Origin of the sequence: Antricoccus suffuscus (assembly GCF_003003235.1) — a bacterium.
GTDB lineage: Bacteria > Actinomycetota > Actinomycetes > Mycobacteriales > Antricoccaceae > Antricoccus > Antricoccus suffuscus.
Window position 1 is genome coordinate 83,869 of record NZ_PVUE01000002.1, and the last position, 17,397, is coordinate 101,265.

The window sequence follows — 17,397 nt, forward strand, 5'->3', positions numbered from 1 at the left end:
TAAAACCATGGCGGAGTTGACGATCTCCTCAGACGAGATCCGTAGCGCCCTTGACAGCTACGTCTCGTCGTACACGACCGACGTGTCGCGGGAGGAAGTCGGCGTAGTCAGCGACACGGCCGACGGCATCGCGCACGTCGAGGGTCTGCCCTCGGCGATGACCAACGAGTTGCTTCAGTTCGAGGGCGGCGTCCTCGGCGTCGCGCTCAACCTCGACGCCCGCGAGATCGGCGCCGTCATCCTCGGCGACTACGAGCACATTGCGCAGGGTCAGTCGGTCAGCCGCACCGGACGCATTCTGTCGGTACCGGTCGGCGACAAGTTCCTCGGCCGCGTCATTGACCCGCTCGGTACGCCGATCGACGGGCTCGGCGAGATCGAGGCCGAAGAGGACCGCGCTCTCGAGCTGCAGGCTGCCTCGGTCGTCGAGCGTCAGCCGGTGAAGGAGCCCATGCAGACCGGTATCAAGGCGATCGACGCCATGACACCGATCGGCCGCGGCCAGCGCCAGTTGATCATCGGCGACCGCAAGACGGGCAAAACCGCGGTCTGCATCGACACGATCATCAACCAGAAGGAAGCCTGGGAAACCGGCGACCCGAAGCAGCAGGTCCGCTGCATCTACGTCGCGATCGGCCAGAAGGGCTCGACGATCTCCGGCGTCCGCGCCGCCCTCGAAGACGCAGGCGCCCTCGAGTACACCACGATCGTCGCCTCTCCCGCGTCCGACCCGGCCGGCTTCAAGTGGCTCGCGCCGTACACTGGCTCCGCTCTGGGACAGCACTGGATGTACCAGGGCAAGCACGTCCTGATCGTGTTCGACGACCTGACCAAGCAGGCCGAGGCCTACCGTGCGATCTCGCTGCTGCTGCGTCGCCCGCCAGGGCGCGAGGCATACCCCGGCGACGTCTTCTACTTGCACTCGCGGCTGCTCGAGCGTTGCGCGAAGCTCTCCGACGAGCTTGGCGGCGGTTCGATGACCGGTCTTCCGATCATTGAGACCAAGGCCAACGACGTGTCGGCCTACATCCCGACCAACGTCATCTCGATCACCGACGGACAGTGCTTCCTGCAGTCCGACCTCTTCAACAGCGGCGTTCGGCCGGCTATCAACGTCGGCATCTCGGTCTCCCGTGTCGGTGGTTCGGCGCAGGTCAAGGCCATGCGTAAGGTCGCCGGCTCGCTGCGTCTGAACCTCTCGCAGTTCCGCGAGCTCGAAGCATTCTCGGCGTTCGCTTCGGACCTCGACGCGACCTCTCGGGCCACCCTGGACCGCGGCGCGCGACTGGTCGAGATCCTCAAGCAGCCGCAGTACTCGCCGTTCGCGGTCGAGGAGCAGGTTGTCTCGATCTACCTTGGCACCAACGGCCATCTCGACGTCGTGGCGATCGAGGACGTCAGCCGCTTCGAGTCGGAGTTCCACGAGTTCCTGCGGCACCAGCACCCCGATGTCATGGGGTCGATTAAGGAGTCGCGCGAACTTTCCGACGCGGCCGCTGATGAGCTCGAGACGGCGATCACCGAGTTCCAGAAGAGGTTCGTCACGCACGCGGGTGAGCGTCTGATCAACGACGCTCCGGCCGCGACGATGGACGCTGACGATGTCGGCCAGGAGAAGGTCACCGTCTACAAGGCTAAGAAGTAGGCGGCGTAGAAGATGGCAGCTTCCATTCGCGATCTGAAACGTCGACTTGCCTCGGTCAACTCGACGAAGAAGATCACGCGTGCGCAAGAGCTCATCGCGACCACGCGGATCTCCAAGTCGCAGGCGAAGGCCGCCGCGGCTAAGCCGTACGCCTCCGAGATGACTCGCGTCATGTCGGCGTTGGCTGGCTCGGCGACGCTCGACCACCCGCTACTGGTCGAACGCGACGACCCGAAGCGGGCCGCGATCTTGCTGGTGACGGCGGACCGCGGGCTGTGCGGCGGCTACAACACCAACGCGATTCGCACAGCGGAGGAGCTGCAGCAGTTGCTGCGCAGCGAGGGCAAGGAGCCGGTGCTGTTCGTGACCGGTCGCCGTGGGGTCGGTTACTACACGTTCCGTGAGCGCGAGCTCGCCGGTTCGTGGACCGGCTTCTCCGAGCAGCCCTCGTACGACGACGCTCGCGAGGCCGCATCGGCGTTGATGAAAGGCTTCGTCGCAGGCGCGGACGACGACGAGCAGGGTGGCGGCAAGGACGGTATCGTCGGCTTCGACGAGATCCATATCGTCTATACCCAGTTCAAGTCGATGCTCTCCCAGGAAGCCACGGCGACCCGGGTCGCTCCGCTGGTCATCGAGTACGCCGATGCCGACGACGCGGCCCGCGACGAGGGCAAGGTGCCGCCGTCGTACGAGTTTGAACCTGACGCGACCAGCCTGCTCGATGCGATGTTGCCGAAGTACCTCAACACCCGCATCTACGCCGCGATGCTCGAGTCGTCGGCATCCGAGTCGGCGGCACGTCGTACGGCGATGAAGTCGGCAACGGATAACGCCAACGACCTCATCAGGAACCTCACGCGCGAGGCTAACCAGGCACGACAAGCGCAAATTACCCAGGAAATCAGCGAGATTGTCGGCGGCGCCGATGCGCTCGCCAGTGCAGGAAGTGACGATTAAATGACCGCAACCACTGAAGCGCCCGCGGCCAAGAACGTCGGCGGCAACGCCGTCGGCCGCGTGGTCCGGGTTATCGGGCCGGTTGTCGACGTGGAGTTTCCACGCGACGGTATGCCGGCCCTGTTCAACGCGCTGTCGGCCGAGATCACCCTTGAGGCGATGGCCAAGACGTTGACGCTCGAAGTCGCGCAGCACCTTGGCGACAACATGATCCGCGCGATCTCCATGCAGCCCACCGACGGTCTCGTCCGAGGCGCACCGGTCAAGGACAGCGGCGCCGCCATCTCGGTGCCCGTCGGCGACCAGGTCAAGGGCCACGTGTTCAACGCCCTCGGCAAGTGCCTCGACGAACCCGATCTGAAGCTGTCTGGCGAAGAGTGGGGCATCCACCGCAAGGCGCCGGCCTTCGACCAGCTTGAGAGCCGCACCCAGATGCTCGAGACTGGCATCAAGGTCATCGACCTGCTGACGCCGTATGTCCAGGGTGGCAAGATCGGCCTGTTCGGTGGCGCGGGTGTGGGCAAGACGGTGCTCATCCAGGAGATGATCACTCGTGTCGCTAAGAACTTCGGTGGCACCTCGGTGTTCGCCGGTGTCGGTGAGCGCACCCGTGAGGGCAACGACCTTTTCCTCGAGATGACCGAGGCCGACGTCATCAAGGACACGGCGTTGGTCTTCGGCCAGATGGATGAGCCGCCAGGCACTCGTATGCGCGTGGCGCTGTCGGCGCTGACCATGGCGGAGTACTTCCGCGATGTGCAGAACCAGGACGTGCTGTTGTTCATCGACAACATTTTCCGGTTCACTCAGGCCGGCTCGGAGGTCTCGACCCTCCTCGGCCGGATGCCGTCCGCGGTGGGTTACCAGCCGACGCTGGCGGACGAGATGGGTGAGCTGCAAGAGCGCATCACTTCGACCAAGGGCCGTTCGATTACTTCGATGCAGGCCATTTACGTGCCTGCCGACGACTACACCGACCCGGCGCCGGCCACGACCTTCGCGCATCTCGACGCGACGACCGAGTTGTCTCGTCCGATCACCGAAAAGGGCATCTACCCGGCCGTTGACCCGCTGACCTCTACCTCGCGCATCCTCGACCCGGCAATCGTCGGCGACGAGCACTACCGCGTCGCTCAGGAGATCAAGCGGATCCTGCAGCGCTACCAAGAACTCCAGGACATCATTGCGATTCTCGGTATCGATGAGCTCGGCGAAGAGGATAAGCTCCTCGTCGGACGCGCCCGCCGCATCGAGCGCTTCCTGTCGCAGAACTTGCTCGTCGCCGAGCAGTTCACCGGCCAGGAAGGCTCGGTGGTTCCGCTCGCCGAGACGATCGACGCGTTTGATCGACTGGCCAAGGGCGAGTTCGACCACCTTCCGGAGCAAGCGTTCTTCATGTGCGGTGGCATCGAGGACCTCGAAGCCAACGCGAAGAAGCTCAAGTAACTCCGACCTGCTCAGTAAACTCTTATAGGTATCGAAAGGAGCGCCAACCTCATGCCACTGAAGGTTGAGTTGGTCTCTGTCGAGCGGCTGATCTGGTCCGGCGAGGCCGATATGGTTATCGCCCGGACCACCGAGGGTGAGCTCGGCATAATGCCGGGCCACGCACCGGTGCTCGGTCAGCTGTCTGAAGACCAAGGCGTCGTACAGATTCATCGCACCGGCGAGTCGAATCTGATTGCCGCCGTCCACGGCGGTTTCCTGTCGGTCACCGCTGAGGGAGTGTCGATCCTGGCCGAGACGGCGGAGTTATCCGACGAAATTGATGTCCAACGCGCCGAACGGGCCCTCGACCGGGCCGGTGACGGTGAGAGCCCCGATCAGGCCGCCGCGGCCGCTCGGGCCAACGCAAGACTCACCGCGGCGTCGAAGTCCAGAAGTTGATAGTTCACAATAGTTCGCACCCAGGCATTTGTCTGGGTGCGAACTTGTTTTAGCGGGAAGCGTCGGGCCGGTGAGCCCGACGGGCAGCATCGAATCTGCAGGTCCACAGAATCAAATTTAGGGGCGGCCAGTGCATATTGCGTGGTATGTGCTGTTACTGATCGCCGTGATGGCCGTGCTGCTGGTCGCGTTCCTCGTGCGCAGGCGGGTCCTGGTCACTAGCCGTGGTGCCATCGAGATGAGCGTGCATCGCGGGCGCGGGCCATTCGGGGGATGGGCATTAGGTGTCGCGACGTTTAGCGGCGGCGAGTTACGGTGGTATCGGCTGGCTTCCCTGCGGCCTGGGCCGGCCGAGCGATTTAGCCGCAGCGACGGCAGCATCAGCGGGCGGCGTTCGCCACGCGCGGACGAGTTGACGTGGATCCCGCCGGACGCGGTCATCTTCGAGTGCACGTCGGCGCATGGCCCGCAGACCATCGCACTGAGCAAAAGCGCGTCGACCGGTCTGCTGTCGTGGTGGGAATCGGTGCCGCCTGGTTACCGCAATGGCCTGAGCGACTTCTAGCCTCCACGATCCTTGAGAAAGTCCGCGCGATCCGTGACTTCGTACCTCGTCCGCACACAGATGTATGGCTCTGCAGCGCTGATGGCGAAATCTTGCTGTCAAATGGCACAAATGTACGATCCGCCGTGCGCGAACGCCACCACAATTGGTCGCACGCGACGGATCGCGGGACATTCGTGACCGATTGTGGGGCGGGTTAGCGGTCGCCGCCGGGTATCCATTTCACGTCGCCGCCGGGGTTAGCGAGGCGGCCCGCGATAAACAGCAGGTCCGAGAGCCGGTTCAGGTACTTAGCCGTCAGCGGGCTGATCTTGTCGCCGTACTTCTCGACCGCCGCCCAGATCGATCGCTCGGCGCGCCGTGCCGTGGTGCGGGCCAGGTGGAGGTAGGCCGCTCCCGCCGTACCGCCGGGAAGGATGAAACTGTCCAGCTTGGCCAGACCTTCGTTGAGCTCGTCGCACCAGCCCTCGAGGCGGTCGATGTAGTCCTGCTCGATCCGCAGCGGCGGGTACTTCGGGTTTTCCGCCGGCGGGGTGCACAGGTCCGCGCCAACGTCGAACAAGTCGTTCTGCACGTGCACGAGTACCTCGCGCAGCCGGTCCGGGATATCCGCGGCACACAGCGGTGACAGCGCCAGGCCAATGACCGAGTTGGTCTCGTCAACATCGGCGTACGCAGTCAGTCGTTCGTCGGTCTTGGAAATTCGGGAGAAGTCACCGAGTCCGGTGGTACCGGCGTCGCCGGTGCGGGTATAGATCTTCGTCAGATGAACGGCCATGCGCTTGAGGTTACCCGGGGTGAATGTGGCCCGATCGTCGCAGCCGGGTACGTCGCGCGGGCGCGCCGCCCAATATCATCGTCGGATGGATATTTTCCGGGTCGGCGGTAACGCGCGCCTCGAGGGCGAGGTGACCGTCAGCGGCGCTAAGAACAGTGTGCTCAAGCTGATGGCGGCGACCCTGCTGACTCCCGGAACGACGACGATCAACCGTGCACCGGACATTCTCGACGTGTCGATCATGTCCGAGGTGCTGCGCCGACTGGGCTGTCAGGTCCGGTTTTCCGGAGGCACTTTGACGATTGCCGTGCCGGAAGACCCCAGTACCGAGACCGACTACCAACTGGTACGCCGGATGCGCGCGTCGATCGCGGTTCTTGGACCGCTCGTTGCGCGCTGGGGGCACGCGAAGGTGGCGCTTCCCGGCGGCGACGCTATCGGTTCGCGCGGGCTCGACATGCACGTTGCGGGGCTTGTGCAGCTTGGCGCGCAAGTGCACAGCGAGCACGGGTTTCTCATTGCTCGGGCGGATCGGCTACATGGCGCCACCATCCGCCTTGACTTCCCAAGTGTCGGCGCGACCGAGAACATCCTTATGGCGGCAGTCTTGGCGGAGGGGCGCACCGTCATCGACAACACCGCACGCGAGCCGGAGATCATCGACCTCGTGCAGTTCCTCAACAAGATGGGTGCGCAGATCGAAGGCGAGGGGACCCCGACGCTCGTGGTGGACGGGGTGTCGCAGTTGAAGCCGGTCGAACACGACACGGTGCCTGACCGGATAGTTGCCGGTACCTGGGCGATGGCAGCGGTTATGACGCGAGGCGACGTCACCGTGCGAGGCGCCACCGCAGCGCACCTGGAGCGCGTGCTGGATCTGTTGGGCGCCAGTGGGGCAATGATCGACACACATCTGACCGACGGGCGCGGGTTCCGGGTACGGATGAATGATCGACCCAAGAGCATCGACGTACGGACGCTGCCGTACCCAGGGTTCCCGACGGATCTACAACCGATGGCGATCGCGCTCGACTCGATCGCCCAAGGTAGCTCGATTGTGACGGAGAACGTTTTTGAGGGCCGCTTCATGTTTACCAACGAGCTAATTCGGCTGGGCGCGTCGATTCAGGTTGACGGCCATCATGCCGCGATTCGCGGTACCGAGCGGCTGTCGAGCGCACCGGTGGAGGCGACGGACATCCGGGCCGGTGCGGGTCTGGTGCTCGCGGGGCTGGTTGCCGACGGGTTTACCGACGTCGCGCACGTACATCACATCGACCGCGGCTATCCCGGGTTCGAGCAGCAGCTCAGCGCTTTGGGCGCCGACGTACGACGGATCCATGCACCGGACGAAGACTACTTCGGCCCGCCATCGACGTGATGGCGGGCCGAAGCAGGTGGCGCTAAAAGCGGGTTACGGTACGACGACCGACAGCATCCGTGCGACACAGACCGGCTTGTCGATGCCTTCGGCCTCGATCGTCCAGTCCCACGTCGCGCGCGAGCCCATCGCGATATCGGTGACCTCGACGAGCTTCGCCGTGGCACGCACCTTGGAGCCGACCGGTGTGGGGTGCGGGAAACGCACCTTGTCACAGCCGTAGTTGACGCCCATCTTCACGTTCTCGACGGAGGACAGCATCGGGCTGAACATCGGCAACAGCGACAACGTCATGAAGCCGTGCACGATCGTGCCGCCGAATGGCCCCTGCTTGGCCTTCTCGACGTCGATGTGGATCCACTGGTGGTCGCCGGTGGCATCGGCGAACTGGTTTACCGCATCCTGCGTCACTTCGAACCAGTCGGTCGGGCCGAGCTCGATGCCGACGTTGGCCTTCAGATCGTCGACTCCGTTGAATACCTTGACTTCTGCCATAAGAACTCCTTTGTCGCATTTTGGTGAACCGATGTCGGCCTTCAACGTATAGAACCACACGCGGTTTGGCGACCACCACCGCGCGGCCGAGCTACTCGCCAGTACGATGAGGGTTCCCATCCCTGCGGAGGTTTTCCGATATGCCGTACCCCTCATCGCCCGAACGCGATCGTCCTTGGATGATGCGGACGTACGCCGGGCACTCCTCGGCGACCGAGTCGAACGCGCTCTACCGGCGCAACCTCGCCAAGGGCCAGACCGGTTTGTCGGTCGCCTTCGATCTGCCCACCCAGACCGGCTACGACCCCGACGACCAGCTCGCCAAGGGCGAGGTCGGGCGAGTCGGCGTACCGGTGACGCACCTGGGTGACATGCGGATGCTGTTCGAGGACATCCCGCTTGAGCAGATGAACACGTCGATGACCATCAATGCCACCGCGATGTGGCTGCTCGCGCTCTACCAGGTAGTTGCAGAGGAACAGGGCGCCGACGTCGGCAAGCTCGCCGGTACGACGCAAAACGACATCGTCAAGGAATACCTTTCGCGCGGCACGTACGTATTCCCGCCGGCGCCGTCGATGCGGCTGATCACCGACATGGTCGCCTACACCGTGCTGCAGATGCCGAAGTTCAACCCCATCAACATCTGCAGCTATCACCTGCAGGAGGCTGGCGCGACGCCGGTGCAGGAAGTCGCCTTCGCGCTGAGCACGGCGGTCTCCGTACTCGATGCGGTTCGCGACTCGGGGCAGGTGCCGGCCGACCAGTTCGGCAAGGTTGTCGGGCGGATCTCTTTCTTCGTCAACGCCGGCGTGCGGTTCATCGAGGAGACCTGCAAGATGCGCGCGTTCGGCGTGCTGTGGGACGAGATCACCAAGGAGCGGTACGGCGTCGAAGACCCTAAGATGCGCCGATTCCGCTACGGCGTGCAGGTCAACTCGCTCGGACTCACCGAGGCGCAGCCGGAAAACAACGTGCAGCGGATCGTGCTGGAGATGCTCGGGGTGTCGCTGTCGCGCGACGCTCGGGCCCGTGCGATCCAGCTGCCGGCGTGGAACGAAGCGCTCGGCCTCCCACGCCCGTGGGATCAGCAGTGGGCGCTGCGCATGCAGCAGGTGCTCGCGTTCGAATCCGATCTGCTCGAGTACGACGACATCCTGGCCGGCAGCCACGTGATCGAGGCGAAGGTCGCCGATATCGCCGAGGGTGCGCGCAAAGAGATGCAGCAGATCCAGAAGATGGGCGGCGCGGTCGCCGCGGTTGAGGCCGGCTACATGAAAAGTGCACTGGTCGACTCGCTCGCCCAGCGCCGCGGCCGGATCGAGACCGGTGCCGACGTCATCGTCGGCGTCAACAAGTTTCAGACCACGGAGCCGAGCCCGCTGACTGGTGAGGCCGAGCCGGCGATCATGACCGTTGATCCTGCGGTCGAGGCGGCCGCCATCGTCGCTGTGCAGAAATGGCGGTCGGAACGCGACGAGGACGCGGCGCGAAAAGCGCTCGCCCGGCTGAAGTCCGCGGCCGGCACCACCGACAACCTGATGGAGGCGACACTCGCATGCGTGCGCGCCGGCGTCACCACCGGCGAATGGTCATCGGCGCTGCGGGAGGTATTCGGCGAATTTCGGGCGCCGACCGGAGTCTCGTCGGTGTCCGCGGCATCCGAGGCCGGAGAGGCACTCGGTGCCGTACGCAAGCGCGTCAACGAGCTCAGCGAGAAGCTCGGCGGCCGGCTCAAGCTGCTCGTCGGCAAACCCGGCCTGGATGGGCATTCCAATGGCGCCGAGCAGATCGCCGTCCGCGGCCGAGACGCCGGTTTCGAGGTCATTTACCAGGGTATTCGGTTGACACCGGAGCAGATCGTCGCCGCCGCCGTGGAAGAAGATGTCGACGTGGTCGGGTTGTCCGTGCTGAGCGGCTCGCATATGGGGGTGGTTCCTGCGGTCGTCGCCGGACTGCGCGCCAACGGTATGGAGGACGTCCCGGTCATCGTCGGAGGCATCATCCCTGACGAAGATGCCAAAACGCTGATTGCCGGGGGCGTGGCCCGGGTGTTCACTCCCAAGGACTACGAGCTCAACGAAATCATGGACGGCATTGTCACGGTGGTCGCCGAGGCCAACGGCGTGCTCGCCGACGTACCCGAACCCGTTTAGGACCAAGTCTTTCTGTGGCAAACCAGGTAAATCTCGATTCGGTTACCGTCCAGTACGACGTCACGCCGGTGCTGGACGCGGTGTCCGTGGGTATCGCCGACGGCGACCGGATAGGCGTCGTCGGTCTCAACGGCTCCGGCAAGTCGACCCTGCTCGGAGTCATCTCCGGTAGGAGTACGCCGGACTCGGGCCGGGTGTCGATGCGGGGTGGCCTGCACATCGCGTTTGTCGGACAGTCTGATGACTTCGACGACGGTACGACGATCCGCGAGCTCGTCGTGCCGGGTTCGTCCCATGACGCCGAGCACGACTGGGCCAGCGATCCGCGCGTCCGGAAGGTGGTGGAGGGCCTCGGACTGCTCGGTCTCGGCCTCGACACCGCGGTTGGCAGCCTGTCCGGTGGCGAGCGGCGACGGGTCGGCCTGGCCGCGGCACTTGTCAGCGACGTCGATCTGCTGATCCTCGATGAGCCGACCAACCACCTCGACATCGAAGGCGTGGGCTGGCTCGCCGACTATCTGGCCGGGTTTTCCGGCGCAGTGGTGGTCGTGACGCACGACCGGTGGTTCCTCGACGTGGTGTGCAACCGCACCTGGGAGGTCACGGACTCGAAGATCAACATGTACGACGGTGGCTACGCCGACTGGGTATTCGCCCGCGCCGAGCGCAACAGGGTCGCGGACGTCACCGAAGAGCGGCGCCGCAACCTCGCCCGCAAGGAGCTAGCCTGGCTGCGTCGCGGACCGCCCGCACGCACGTCGAAGCCGCGGTTCCGGATCGAGGCGGCCAACGCACTGATCGAGGATGTTCCGCCACCACGCGACCGGGTTTCGCTCGTCGCGACCGCGACCTCCCGATTGGGCCGCACCGTGGTCGACCTTAAGGACGCCACGGTCTCCTTTGACTCCGGTACGTCGTACGAACGCGTCATCCTCGACCGGCTCACCTGGCATCTGGCACCCGGCGGGCGGTACGGGATCCTCGGCCCAAACGGGGCCGGCAAGACGACGCTTCTGCGCACGATGCTCGGCGATCAGGATCTGACCAGCGGCTTTCGCGAGATCGGTAAGACCGTGCGGGTGGGGCATCTGAGTCAGAGCCTTGCCGAGCTCGACCCCGGTCAGCGGATGATCGAGGCGGTGTCGGAGCTCGCGACATTGATCCGGATCGGCGATAAGGACCTGACGGCCGGACAGTTGCTGGAGCGGTTCGGTTTTGCCGCCTCGACGCACAAGCGATTTGTACGCGACCTTTCCGGTGGGCAGCGGCGGCGCTTGCAGATGGTCCGCACGCTCATGCGCCAACCCAACGTGCTAATCCTTGACGAGCCGACCAACGACCTGGATGTCGACACCCTCAGCGCGCTCGAGGACTTGCTCGACGAATGGCCTGGCACCCTGGTCGTCGTCTCGCACGACCGGTTTCTGCTCGAGCGGGTGTGTGACGACCTGTACGCCGTACTCGGTGACGGCAAGCTGACCCACCTTGTCGGTGGGGTTGCCGAGTACCTCACCCGGCGCGCCCGGCATCCGATCACCACCGGGCGGGTGCTGGCCGACGCGCGCGCACAGGATGCCGAGGACGCACGGCCGGACGCTGACTCGTCGGGTGAGATAAGCGCCGCGGAGCGTCGTACCGCGCGCAAGACCGCCTCCCGTATCGAGCGTCAGATGGCGACTCTGGACAAGAAAGAAGCCGGCCTGCACGATCAACTGGCCGAGCACGCAAGCGACTTCGAGAAGCTCGGGCCGCTGCAAGGGCAGTTGCGTGAGATCCATAGGCAGCGCGAAGAGCTCGAGCTGGAGTGGTTCGCGGCGGTCGAACTCGCGGAGGAGTGACCGCGTGGTTACAGTGGACGGTATGACTGATCTTGCCGATGCACCTGTAGCCGCCACCCCCGCTGATACCGCCTCCGCCGAGGCTCCGCAGTTCGAGCACATCCGGGTCGAACGCGCCGATCAGGTCATCACGATCACCATGGATCGCGCGCGCCGCCGCAACTCGCTGTCCGAGGATCACATGCGTGAGCTGATCCGCGGGTTCGAGTACGCCGGTACCACCGACGCGCGGGTCGTCGTGCTCGCCGGCGACGGCCCGGTCTTCTCCTCCGGTCACGACTTCGCCGATCTCCAGGGCCGTGACTTGCATGAGGTACGCCGGCTGCTCAGTGTGTGCACCGAGCTCATGCAGACGATCCAGATGACGCCTCAGGTCGTCATCGCGCGAATCCACGGACTGGCTACGGCCGGTGGCTGCCAGCTCGCCGCCTCATGCGACCTAGCGATCGCGGTCGAGTCCGCCGGCTTCGCGCTGCCCGGCGGCAAGGGTGGATGGTTCTGCCACACACCATCAGTCGGCGTATCGCGCAATATCAGCCGCAAGCACCTCATGGAACTGGCGCTGACCGGTGACACGATCGACGCCAAGACCGCCGAGGCATGGGGCCTGATCAACTACGCCGTACCGGACGACAAGCTCGACGAGGCGATCGCCGACATGGTCACTCGCCTCTCCGGCGGAAGCCGCACGGCCAAGGCCCTCGGCAAGCAGGCGATCTATAACCAGCTCGATCGTCCCGAGCGCGATGCCTACACCTACGCGATCGAGGTCATGGCCTCAGCGTCGCAGACCGATCATGCGCAAGAGGGCATCAACGCGTTCGTCGAGAAGCGCAAGCCTGTCTGGCCGCGCTAGGGATATCGCCGGTGAGCCGTTCGCGCATCAGCACAGGTCACCGCGCAACGTAACTGAGTGTGTTTGGCCGTGCGACTGCCTATAGTTGGTGCTAAGTGTGACTAGCGGGGGCAGGTATGGCTTACCACGCGGGCGATTCCTTCGCCGGGTACACCATTGAGGGTGTGCTCGGTACCGGAGGCATGGGCGCGGTCTATTTGGCTAAGCATCCTCGGCTGCCGCGTCGCGACGCGCTGAAGCTGCTCAGTTCGGCACTGTTCTCCGATGCGACGTACCGCGCCAGGTTCGAGCGTGAGGCAGACATCGCCGCGCAGTTGATCCACCGCAATATCGTCGCGGTATATGACCGTGGGTCGTACGACGATCAACTGTGGATCTCCATGCAATACGTCGCGGGCACCGACGCGTCCAAGGCGCTGCGTGACGGCAACGGACCAATGCACGCCGATCGCGCCGTACACATCGTTGCCGAAGTCGCCGCGGGGCTGGACTACGCGCATCGCACCGGGCTGCTGCACCGAGACGTTAAGCCCGCCAACATCCTGCTGGCCCCGGCGCCGGACCGGTCCGACCCTGAAGAAGTCCTGCTCGCCGACTTCGGCATCGCCAAGTCGATGCATGAGGGCAGCTCGCTCACCGGTGCAGGCAACCTGCTCGCGACTCTTGCCTACGCCGCGCCCGAGGTGATCGAGGGCGAGAAGGTCGACCATCGTGCGGACATCTACTCGCTCGGCTGCGTGCTGTTCGAGCTGCTTACCGGCCGAGTGCCGTTCCCGACGACCTCGCCGTTCGCCACCATGAACGCGCAACTGAAGGACGACCCTCCGCGCCCGTCAGAGAAGGTCTTCGGCGTACCGAAGGCCATGGACGCGGTGATCGGCAAGGCCATGGCCAAGAACCCTGCCGAGCGCTACCAGTCGTGCCGTGAGCTCAGCAACGCCGCACGCGAAGCGCTCAAGGTGAGTGACGAGCCTTCGTTGCGCGCCAGTCCGCTGCGTGCTGACACCGATCATGAGGTCGTGCGCAACTCGGCCGGCGTACGGCCGCGACCGCCGTACACCCTTATCGTCCGCCAGTTCGCGTCGCGGGGTGGACCGAAGCTCGAGCTCGGACCGGTGGACACCGTGACGGTATCCACGGCCGAGCGCGGGGCCCTCGAGACGCTGGTACGCGCAGCGCGCTTCTTCGACCTGCCGCCGCGGCTTCCGCTCGAGCGGGTGATTGACAACGACGTGCTTATCGAGATCACCGTGCAAAGCGGGGATCTCTCCCGAGTGGTCGGGTTTGAGCGGCAGGGGGCGCGGCACCCGCACGAGCTCGACTCGCTCATCGCTCGGATCGAGCAGATCACCTCGTGGCACGCCACCGCGGCCGCACCTGCTACGGCATCGTCACCGACCACGCGTACCTCGTCGACGTGGTCGCCGGTCGAGATCATCCCGCCGATCGGCAGTCGACGGCGCCCCGACAGTGGCAGCGTGCGATCTCCGGGACCGATGCCGGTGGGACGACTATCCAGCATTCCGGTCAGCCAGCATTTCGCAGACGGACATCGCGCCCCGGCGCGACCGCGCACCGCCCCACAGTCAGCTCCGCTGCCACTACGGCGCGCCGACCCACAGTCAGCTCCGTTGCCACCACCGCAGCCCGCATCCGCTAACAACGATCGCAAGTTCATTGCCGCTGGCATCATAATTCTGGTCGTGCTCGTCGTCGTGGCGATTCTGGTGATCGCGCTCAAATGACCGACGCGGGCTCCGGCGGTGTCGGGTGCGGCCGTGCTCAGGCGCGCAACATGCCGATCGCGTCCGCTAGCTCACCTGCGGTCTCGTAGCGTTCGCCGAGAGGGGCGAGGCAGCGTGCGACGATCGCGCGTTCGCCATCGGTCAGCGAGCTGTCGATTGCGGGAGGCGTCGATTGAACCTTGCGGATCGCCAACAACGGCTGGTGCTTGGGAATCTCGCCGTAGAGCCCGGCACCGGACAGGCTGCGATGCATTGTCGCGCCAAGCCCCCATAGGTCGGTCGCCCGTGACGGCGGATCTCCAAGAAGGAGGGTCGGATCGACGTACTCGACCGACGTCTCCGGAGCCATGCCGGTCATGGCGGCGCCCTCATTGAACACTCGCGCCAGGCCGAGGTCGGAGAGCTTCGCGCCGCTGTCGGTGAGCATCACGTTGGCCGGTTTGATATCCCCGTGGGCGAGCCCCGCCTCGTGCAGAGCATCGACCGCCCGCGCCGCATGCTCGAGGGCGCGGAGGATCTCAGAACGCTCTAACGGGCGGGCCGGGGAGGCCAACGAGCCCAACGAGAAGTACTCCATCGCGTAAAGAAAACTGTCCTCGAGTACGGCGTCGTACACGGTGGCGAGGTACGGCGATTCCACCGCGGCGAAGGCGCGAAGCTCGCGCGCACCACGACGATAGTCGTCCTCGGTGCACTCTCCGGCGAAGATCTTGACAGCGACGTACTCGTCGCCAATGCCGAGCCTGGCCGGCGGCCTAGCCAGATAGAACCGTCCGTGGTTGCCGTCGCCGATGAGCCGTACGACCTCGAAGTCGGCAAGTCGCGGCAGTTGTTGTCCGGGCACATCCTGAAGCGACATTCCCACCCCGCGTGGTTCAGAAACCTTGGACCTAGAAGACCTGGGTGACAGACTATCGGAACGCTACCGTGGCAGTCCATCGTTCGCGGTCGCGCAGGGGAGTAGAGCGGGGAAGGGGATCCCGATGCACGTTGCTGCACTCGTGTTCATCGATATAGCCATCATCATCGCGGCGGCGCGGCTGTTCGCGAGGATCGCCAGAGCGGTAGGTCAGCCGCCGGTCGTCGGCGAGATCGTGGCGGGAATCGCGCTGGGCCCAAGCCTTCTCGGTCTTCTTCCAGGGGATCTCGACGACGTTCTGTTTCCGGCGAGAGTCCTTCCATATCTAGAGATTCTCGCCCAACTCGGTCTTGTGCTGTTCATGTTCATTGTCGGTCTCGAGCTGGACATGGCACTAATCCGCGGACGCGAGAGGGTCGCCGGAACGATTTCGTTGGCCTCAGTGGCGTTGCCCTTCGGGCTCGCAGCGTTACTTGCCGTGGTGCTGTATCCGCATCACAAGGTCGTCAACGGCGAGGAGATCGAGTTATACGCCATGACTCTGTTCCTCGGTGTCGCAATGGCGATCACCGCTTTTCCCGTTCTGGCGCGCATTCTCACCGATCGAGGAATGCACCGCACACCAATCGGCGTACTCGCCCTTGCGTGTGCTGCCATCGACGACATCCTCGCGTGGACCCTCCTCGCGCTCGTCGTGGCGCTGGTCCAAGGCAACGGGCCTACCGATGTCATCCGGATCGTTGCACTGACGGTGGTCTTCGCCGCCTTCATGTTCGGCCTCGTCCGACCGTTGCTCGTCAAACTGCTTGACCGGCATCGAGCGGCCGGTCGACTGACTCCTGACATCCTCGCCGTCGTACTCGTCGGCGTCATGGCATCGGCGTTCATCACCGACATCATCGGTATACATGCCATTTTCGGCGCGTTCATTTTCGGTGCGGTCATGCCGCGCAAGAACGCCGAGCAGCTTACGCGCGAGATCCTGGAACGACTCGAGCAAGTCAGCGTCCTTCTGCTGCTGCCACTGTTCTTCGTCGTCACCGGTCTGAGCACCAACGTCGGCGGGATCTCGCTGTCCGGTCTGTGGCAGCTCGGGTTGATCCTGCTGGTCGCAATTGGCGGCAAGTTCTTCGGCGCGTATGCCGCCGCGCGCGCCATGAAAGTCTCCGGTAGACAGGCGGCCGCGATCGGCACTCTCATGAACACTCGCGGGCTGACGGAGCTCGTCATCCTGCAGATCGGTCGCGAGCTGGGAGTCCTCGACAACGAGCTGTTCACGCTGCTGGTCCTGATGGCTCTGATTACCACGATCGTCACCGGACCGATGCTGCGGGCGGTGTATCCCGACCGCATGATCCAACGGGACATCGATGCCGCAGAACGTGCACTACTCGGAGTCGACGATTCGTATCGGGTCCTTGTCGTGGTGGATGCTCCGGCTCGCGCGGACCGGATCGCTGCGGTGGGCGCGGCCCTGATCGGGACGGGCCGGCCTGGGAAGGTGGTGCTCACGCGTTTCGTCCGCCGGGCCACGTCAGTGGTGGAGCTAGGGGCTGGCATCGCGCCGGACTTGTCCCAGATGGCCGCCACGATGGACGACCTCAACGCGCTGGCCAGCCGTGTCCGGGAGGCCGGTGCGAGGACCGGCGTGCTGTGCCGGTTCTCCGTCGATCCGTGGAGCGACCTCGTCGCTCAAGCAGCCGTGGCCGACGCGGCGATTGTCGTGGTGGACACCGACTGGTACGCAGGCGTTGCCCCAAACGGCGGGTACCGCGGGACAGACCATGACTTCAGTCTTGCTGTTGTGGATCTTGGCTCGACGACACCACTGGGGGATGCCGTGCTCGTGCACGTCGCTGCCGGCGCTGACGGTCGCAGCGCCGTGATGATGGCGTCGGCGGCCGCGATCTCGCGCCAGAGCGAGCTGCTGCTGTCCATTCCTGATGGGGGTCGCGCTGCGAAGCGCTATATCGCGGCGCTAGCGCCGTTGGCGGCCGTAGGTGTGCGCTATCGCCTTGTTGAGGACGTGGCATCGGCAGCGGCGACGAGTGGACTGGTATTCCACAGTGGCGACGGGTCCACCGTGGGCCCAGAGGCCGACACCGCGGCTCGACCACCGACGATCACGGTGTCGGCCGGTCAGAGCGATGCCGACGCCGAACTGAGCGAGGCGCTGGGCAAACTGGTCCCAGCAAGCCCTCCAGCCTCCTGACCGCCGGCGCCCGGCCGCGA

At 64.9% G+C, this 17,397-nt stretch carries 14 protein-coding genes; 11 read left to right on the forward strand and 3 right to left on the reverse strand.

Going from position 1 to position 17,397, the window contains the following annotated elements; translation table 11 throughout:
• Nucleotides 1–7 precede the first annotated feature (7 nt).
• From atpA to CLV47_RS03245, 5 genes are all read left to right on the forward strand, one after another.
• A complete protein-coding gene (gene atpA, locus CLV47_RS03225; protein WP_106347568.1) occupies nt 8–1,645 on the forward strand; it encodes a F0F1 ATP synthase subunit alpha in 1,638 nt (545 codons plus the stop codon).
• A gap of 12 nt (nt 1,646–1,657) precedes the next feature.
• Complete coding sequence (locus CLV47_RS03230; RefSeq protein WP_106347569.1) at nt 1,658–2,605, forward strand: F0F1 ATP synthase subunit gamma; 948 nt, start codon at nt 1,658–1,660, stop codon at nt 2,603–2,605.
• Entirely contained in the window at nt 2,606–4,051 is a 1,446-nt protein-coding gene (gene atpD / locus CLV47_RS03235; RefSeq protein ID WP_106347570.1) for a F0F1 ATP synthase subunit beta, read from the forward strand.
• Nucleotides 4,052–4,102: 51 nt separating this feature from the next.
• Nucleotides 4,103–4,492 carry a F0F1 ATP synthase subunit epsilon gene (locus CLV47_RS03240; protein WP_106347571.1) on the forward strand — a complete coding sequence of 130 codons (390 nt, stop codon included), beginning with the start codon at nt 4,103–4,105 and terminating at the stop codon, nt 4,490–4,492.
• A 130-nt stretch (nt 4,493–4,622) separates the two neighbouring features.
• On the forward strand, nt 4,623–5,057 hold the full coding sequence (locus CLV47_RS03245) for a DUF2550 domain-containing protein (RefSeq protein ID WP_146135266.1): 435 nt from the start codon (nt 4,623–4,625) through the stop codon (nt 5,055–5,057).
• Between the two features lie 196 nt (nt 5,058–5,253).
• On the opposite strand, the gene CLV47_RS03250 is transcribed toward CLV47_RS03245, so the two are convergent.
• A complete protein-coding gene (locus CLV47_RS03250) occupies nt 5,254–5,835 on the reverse strand; it encodes a cob(I)yrinic acid a,c-diamide adenosyltransferase (RefSeq protein WP_106347573.1) in 582 nt (193 codons plus the stop codon).
• 85 nt (nt 5,836–5,920) lie between these two features.
• Between CLV47_RS03250 and murA the strand changes: the two genes are divergently transcribed.
• Nucleotides 5,921–7,216 carry a UDP-N-acetylglucosamine 1-carboxyvinyltransferase gene (gene murA, locus CLV47_RS03255; RefSeq protein WP_106347574.1) on the forward strand — a complete coding sequence of 432 codons (1,296 nt, stop codon included), beginning with the start codon at nt 5,921–5,923 and terminating at the stop codon, nt 7,214–7,216.
• 33 nt (nt 7,217–7,249) lie between these two features.
• Here the strand turns inward: murA and CLV47_RS03260 are convergent, their stop codons facing one another.
• On the reverse strand, nt 7,250–7,711 hold the full coding sequence (locus tag CLV47_RS03260; protein ID WP_106347895.1) for a MaoC family dehydratase: 462 nt from the start codon (nt 7,709–7,711) through the stop codon (nt 7,250–7,252).
• Nucleotides 7,712–7,833: 122 nt separating this feature from the next.
• Between CLV47_RS03260 and CLV47_RS03265 the strand changes: the two genes are divergently transcribed.
• From CLV47_RS03265 to CLV47_RS03280, 4 genes are all read left to right on the forward strand, one after another.
• Nucleotides 7,834–9,867 carry a protein meaA gene (locus CLV47_RS03265; protein WP_337589557.1) on the forward strand — a complete coding sequence of 678 codons (2,034 nt, stop codon included), beginning with the start codon at nt 7,834–7,836 and terminating at the stop codon, nt 9,865–9,867.
• Between the two features lie 14 nt (nt 9,868–9,881).
• Entirely contained in the window at nt 9,882–11,705 is a 1,824-nt protein-coding gene (locus tag CLV47_RS03270; RefSeq protein WP_106347576.1) for an ABC-F family ATP-binding cassette domain-containing protein, read from the forward strand.
• Nucleotides 11,706–11,727: 22 nt separating this feature from the next.
• A complete protein-coding gene (locus tag CLV47_RS03275) occupies nt 11,728–12,561 on the forward strand; it encodes an enoyl-CoA hydratase-related protein (protein WP_106347896.1) in 834 nt (277 codons plus the stop codon).
• A 116-nt stretch (nt 12,562–12,677) separates the two neighbouring features.
• A complete protein-coding gene (locus CLV47_RS03280) occupies nt 12,678–14,306 on the forward strand; it encodes a serine/threonine-protein kinase (protein WP_106347577.1) in 1,629 nt (542 codons plus the stop codon).
• 37 nt (nt 14,307–14,343) lie between these two features.
• On the opposite strand, the gene CLV47_RS03285 is transcribed toward CLV47_RS03280, so the two are convergent.
• Entirely contained in the window at nt 14,344–15,165 is an 822-nt protein-coding gene (locus tag CLV47_RS03285; protein WP_106347578.1) for a serine/threonine-protein kinase, read from the reverse strand.
• A gap of 124 nt (nt 15,166–15,289) precedes the next feature.
• On the opposite strand from CLV47_RS03285, the gene CLV47_RS03290 reads away from it, so the two are divergent.
• A complete protein-coding gene (locus CLV47_RS03290; protein WP_106347579.1) occupies nt 15,290–17,377 on the forward strand; it encodes a cation:proton antiporter domain-containing protein in 2,088 nt (695 codons plus the stop codon).
• Nucleotides 17,378–17,397 lie beyond the last annotated feature (20 nt).

Excerpts from the sequence above, each read along its gene's own strand:
- CLV47_RS03275 (WP_106347896.1), top strand. The coding sequence starts at position 11,728 with ATGACTGATCTTGCCGATGCACCTGTAGCCGCCACCCCCGCTGATACC.
- CLV47_RS03240 (WP_106347571.1), top strand. The coding sequence starts at position 4,103 with ATGCCACTGAAGGTTGAGTTGGTCTCTGTCGAGCGGCTGATCTGGTCC.
- CLV47_RS03250 (WP_106347573.1), bottom strand. The coding sequence starts at position 5,835 with ATGGCCGTTCATCTGACGAAGATCTATACCCGCACCGGCGACGCCGGT.
- murA (WP_106347574.1), top strand. The coding sequence starts at position 5,921 with ATGGATATTTTCCGGGTCGGCGGTAACGCGCGCCTCGAGGGCGAGGTG.
- atpA (WP_106347568.1), top strand. The coding sequence starts at position 8 with ATGGCGGAGTTGACGATCTCCTCAGACGAGATCCGTAGCGCCCTTGAC.
- CLV47_RS03280 (WP_106347577.1), top strand. The coding sequence starts at position 12,678 with ATGGCTTACCACGCGGGCGATTCCTTCGCCGGGTACACCATTGAGGGT.
- atpD (WP_106347570.1), top strand. The coding sequence starts at position 2,606 with ATGACCGCAACCACTGAAGCGCCCGCGGCCAAGAACGTCGGCGGCAAC.
- CLV47_RS03285 (WP_106347578.1), bottom strand. The coding sequence starts at position 15,165 with ATGTCGCTTCAGGATGTGCCCGGACAACAACTGCCGCGACTTGCCGAC.
- CLV47_RS03260 (WP_106347895.1), bottom strand. The coding sequence starts at position 7,711 with ATGGCAGAAGTCAAGGTATTCAACGGAGTCGACGATCTGAAGGCCAAC.
- CLV47_RS03230 (WP_106347569.1), top strand. The coding sequence starts at position 1,658 with ATGGCAGCTTCCATTCGCGATCTGAAACGTCGACTTGCCTCGGTCAAC.
- CLV47_RS03290 (WP_106347579.1), top strand. The coding sequence starts at position 15,290 with ATGCACGTTGCTGCACTCGTGTTCATCGATATAGCCATCATCATCGCG.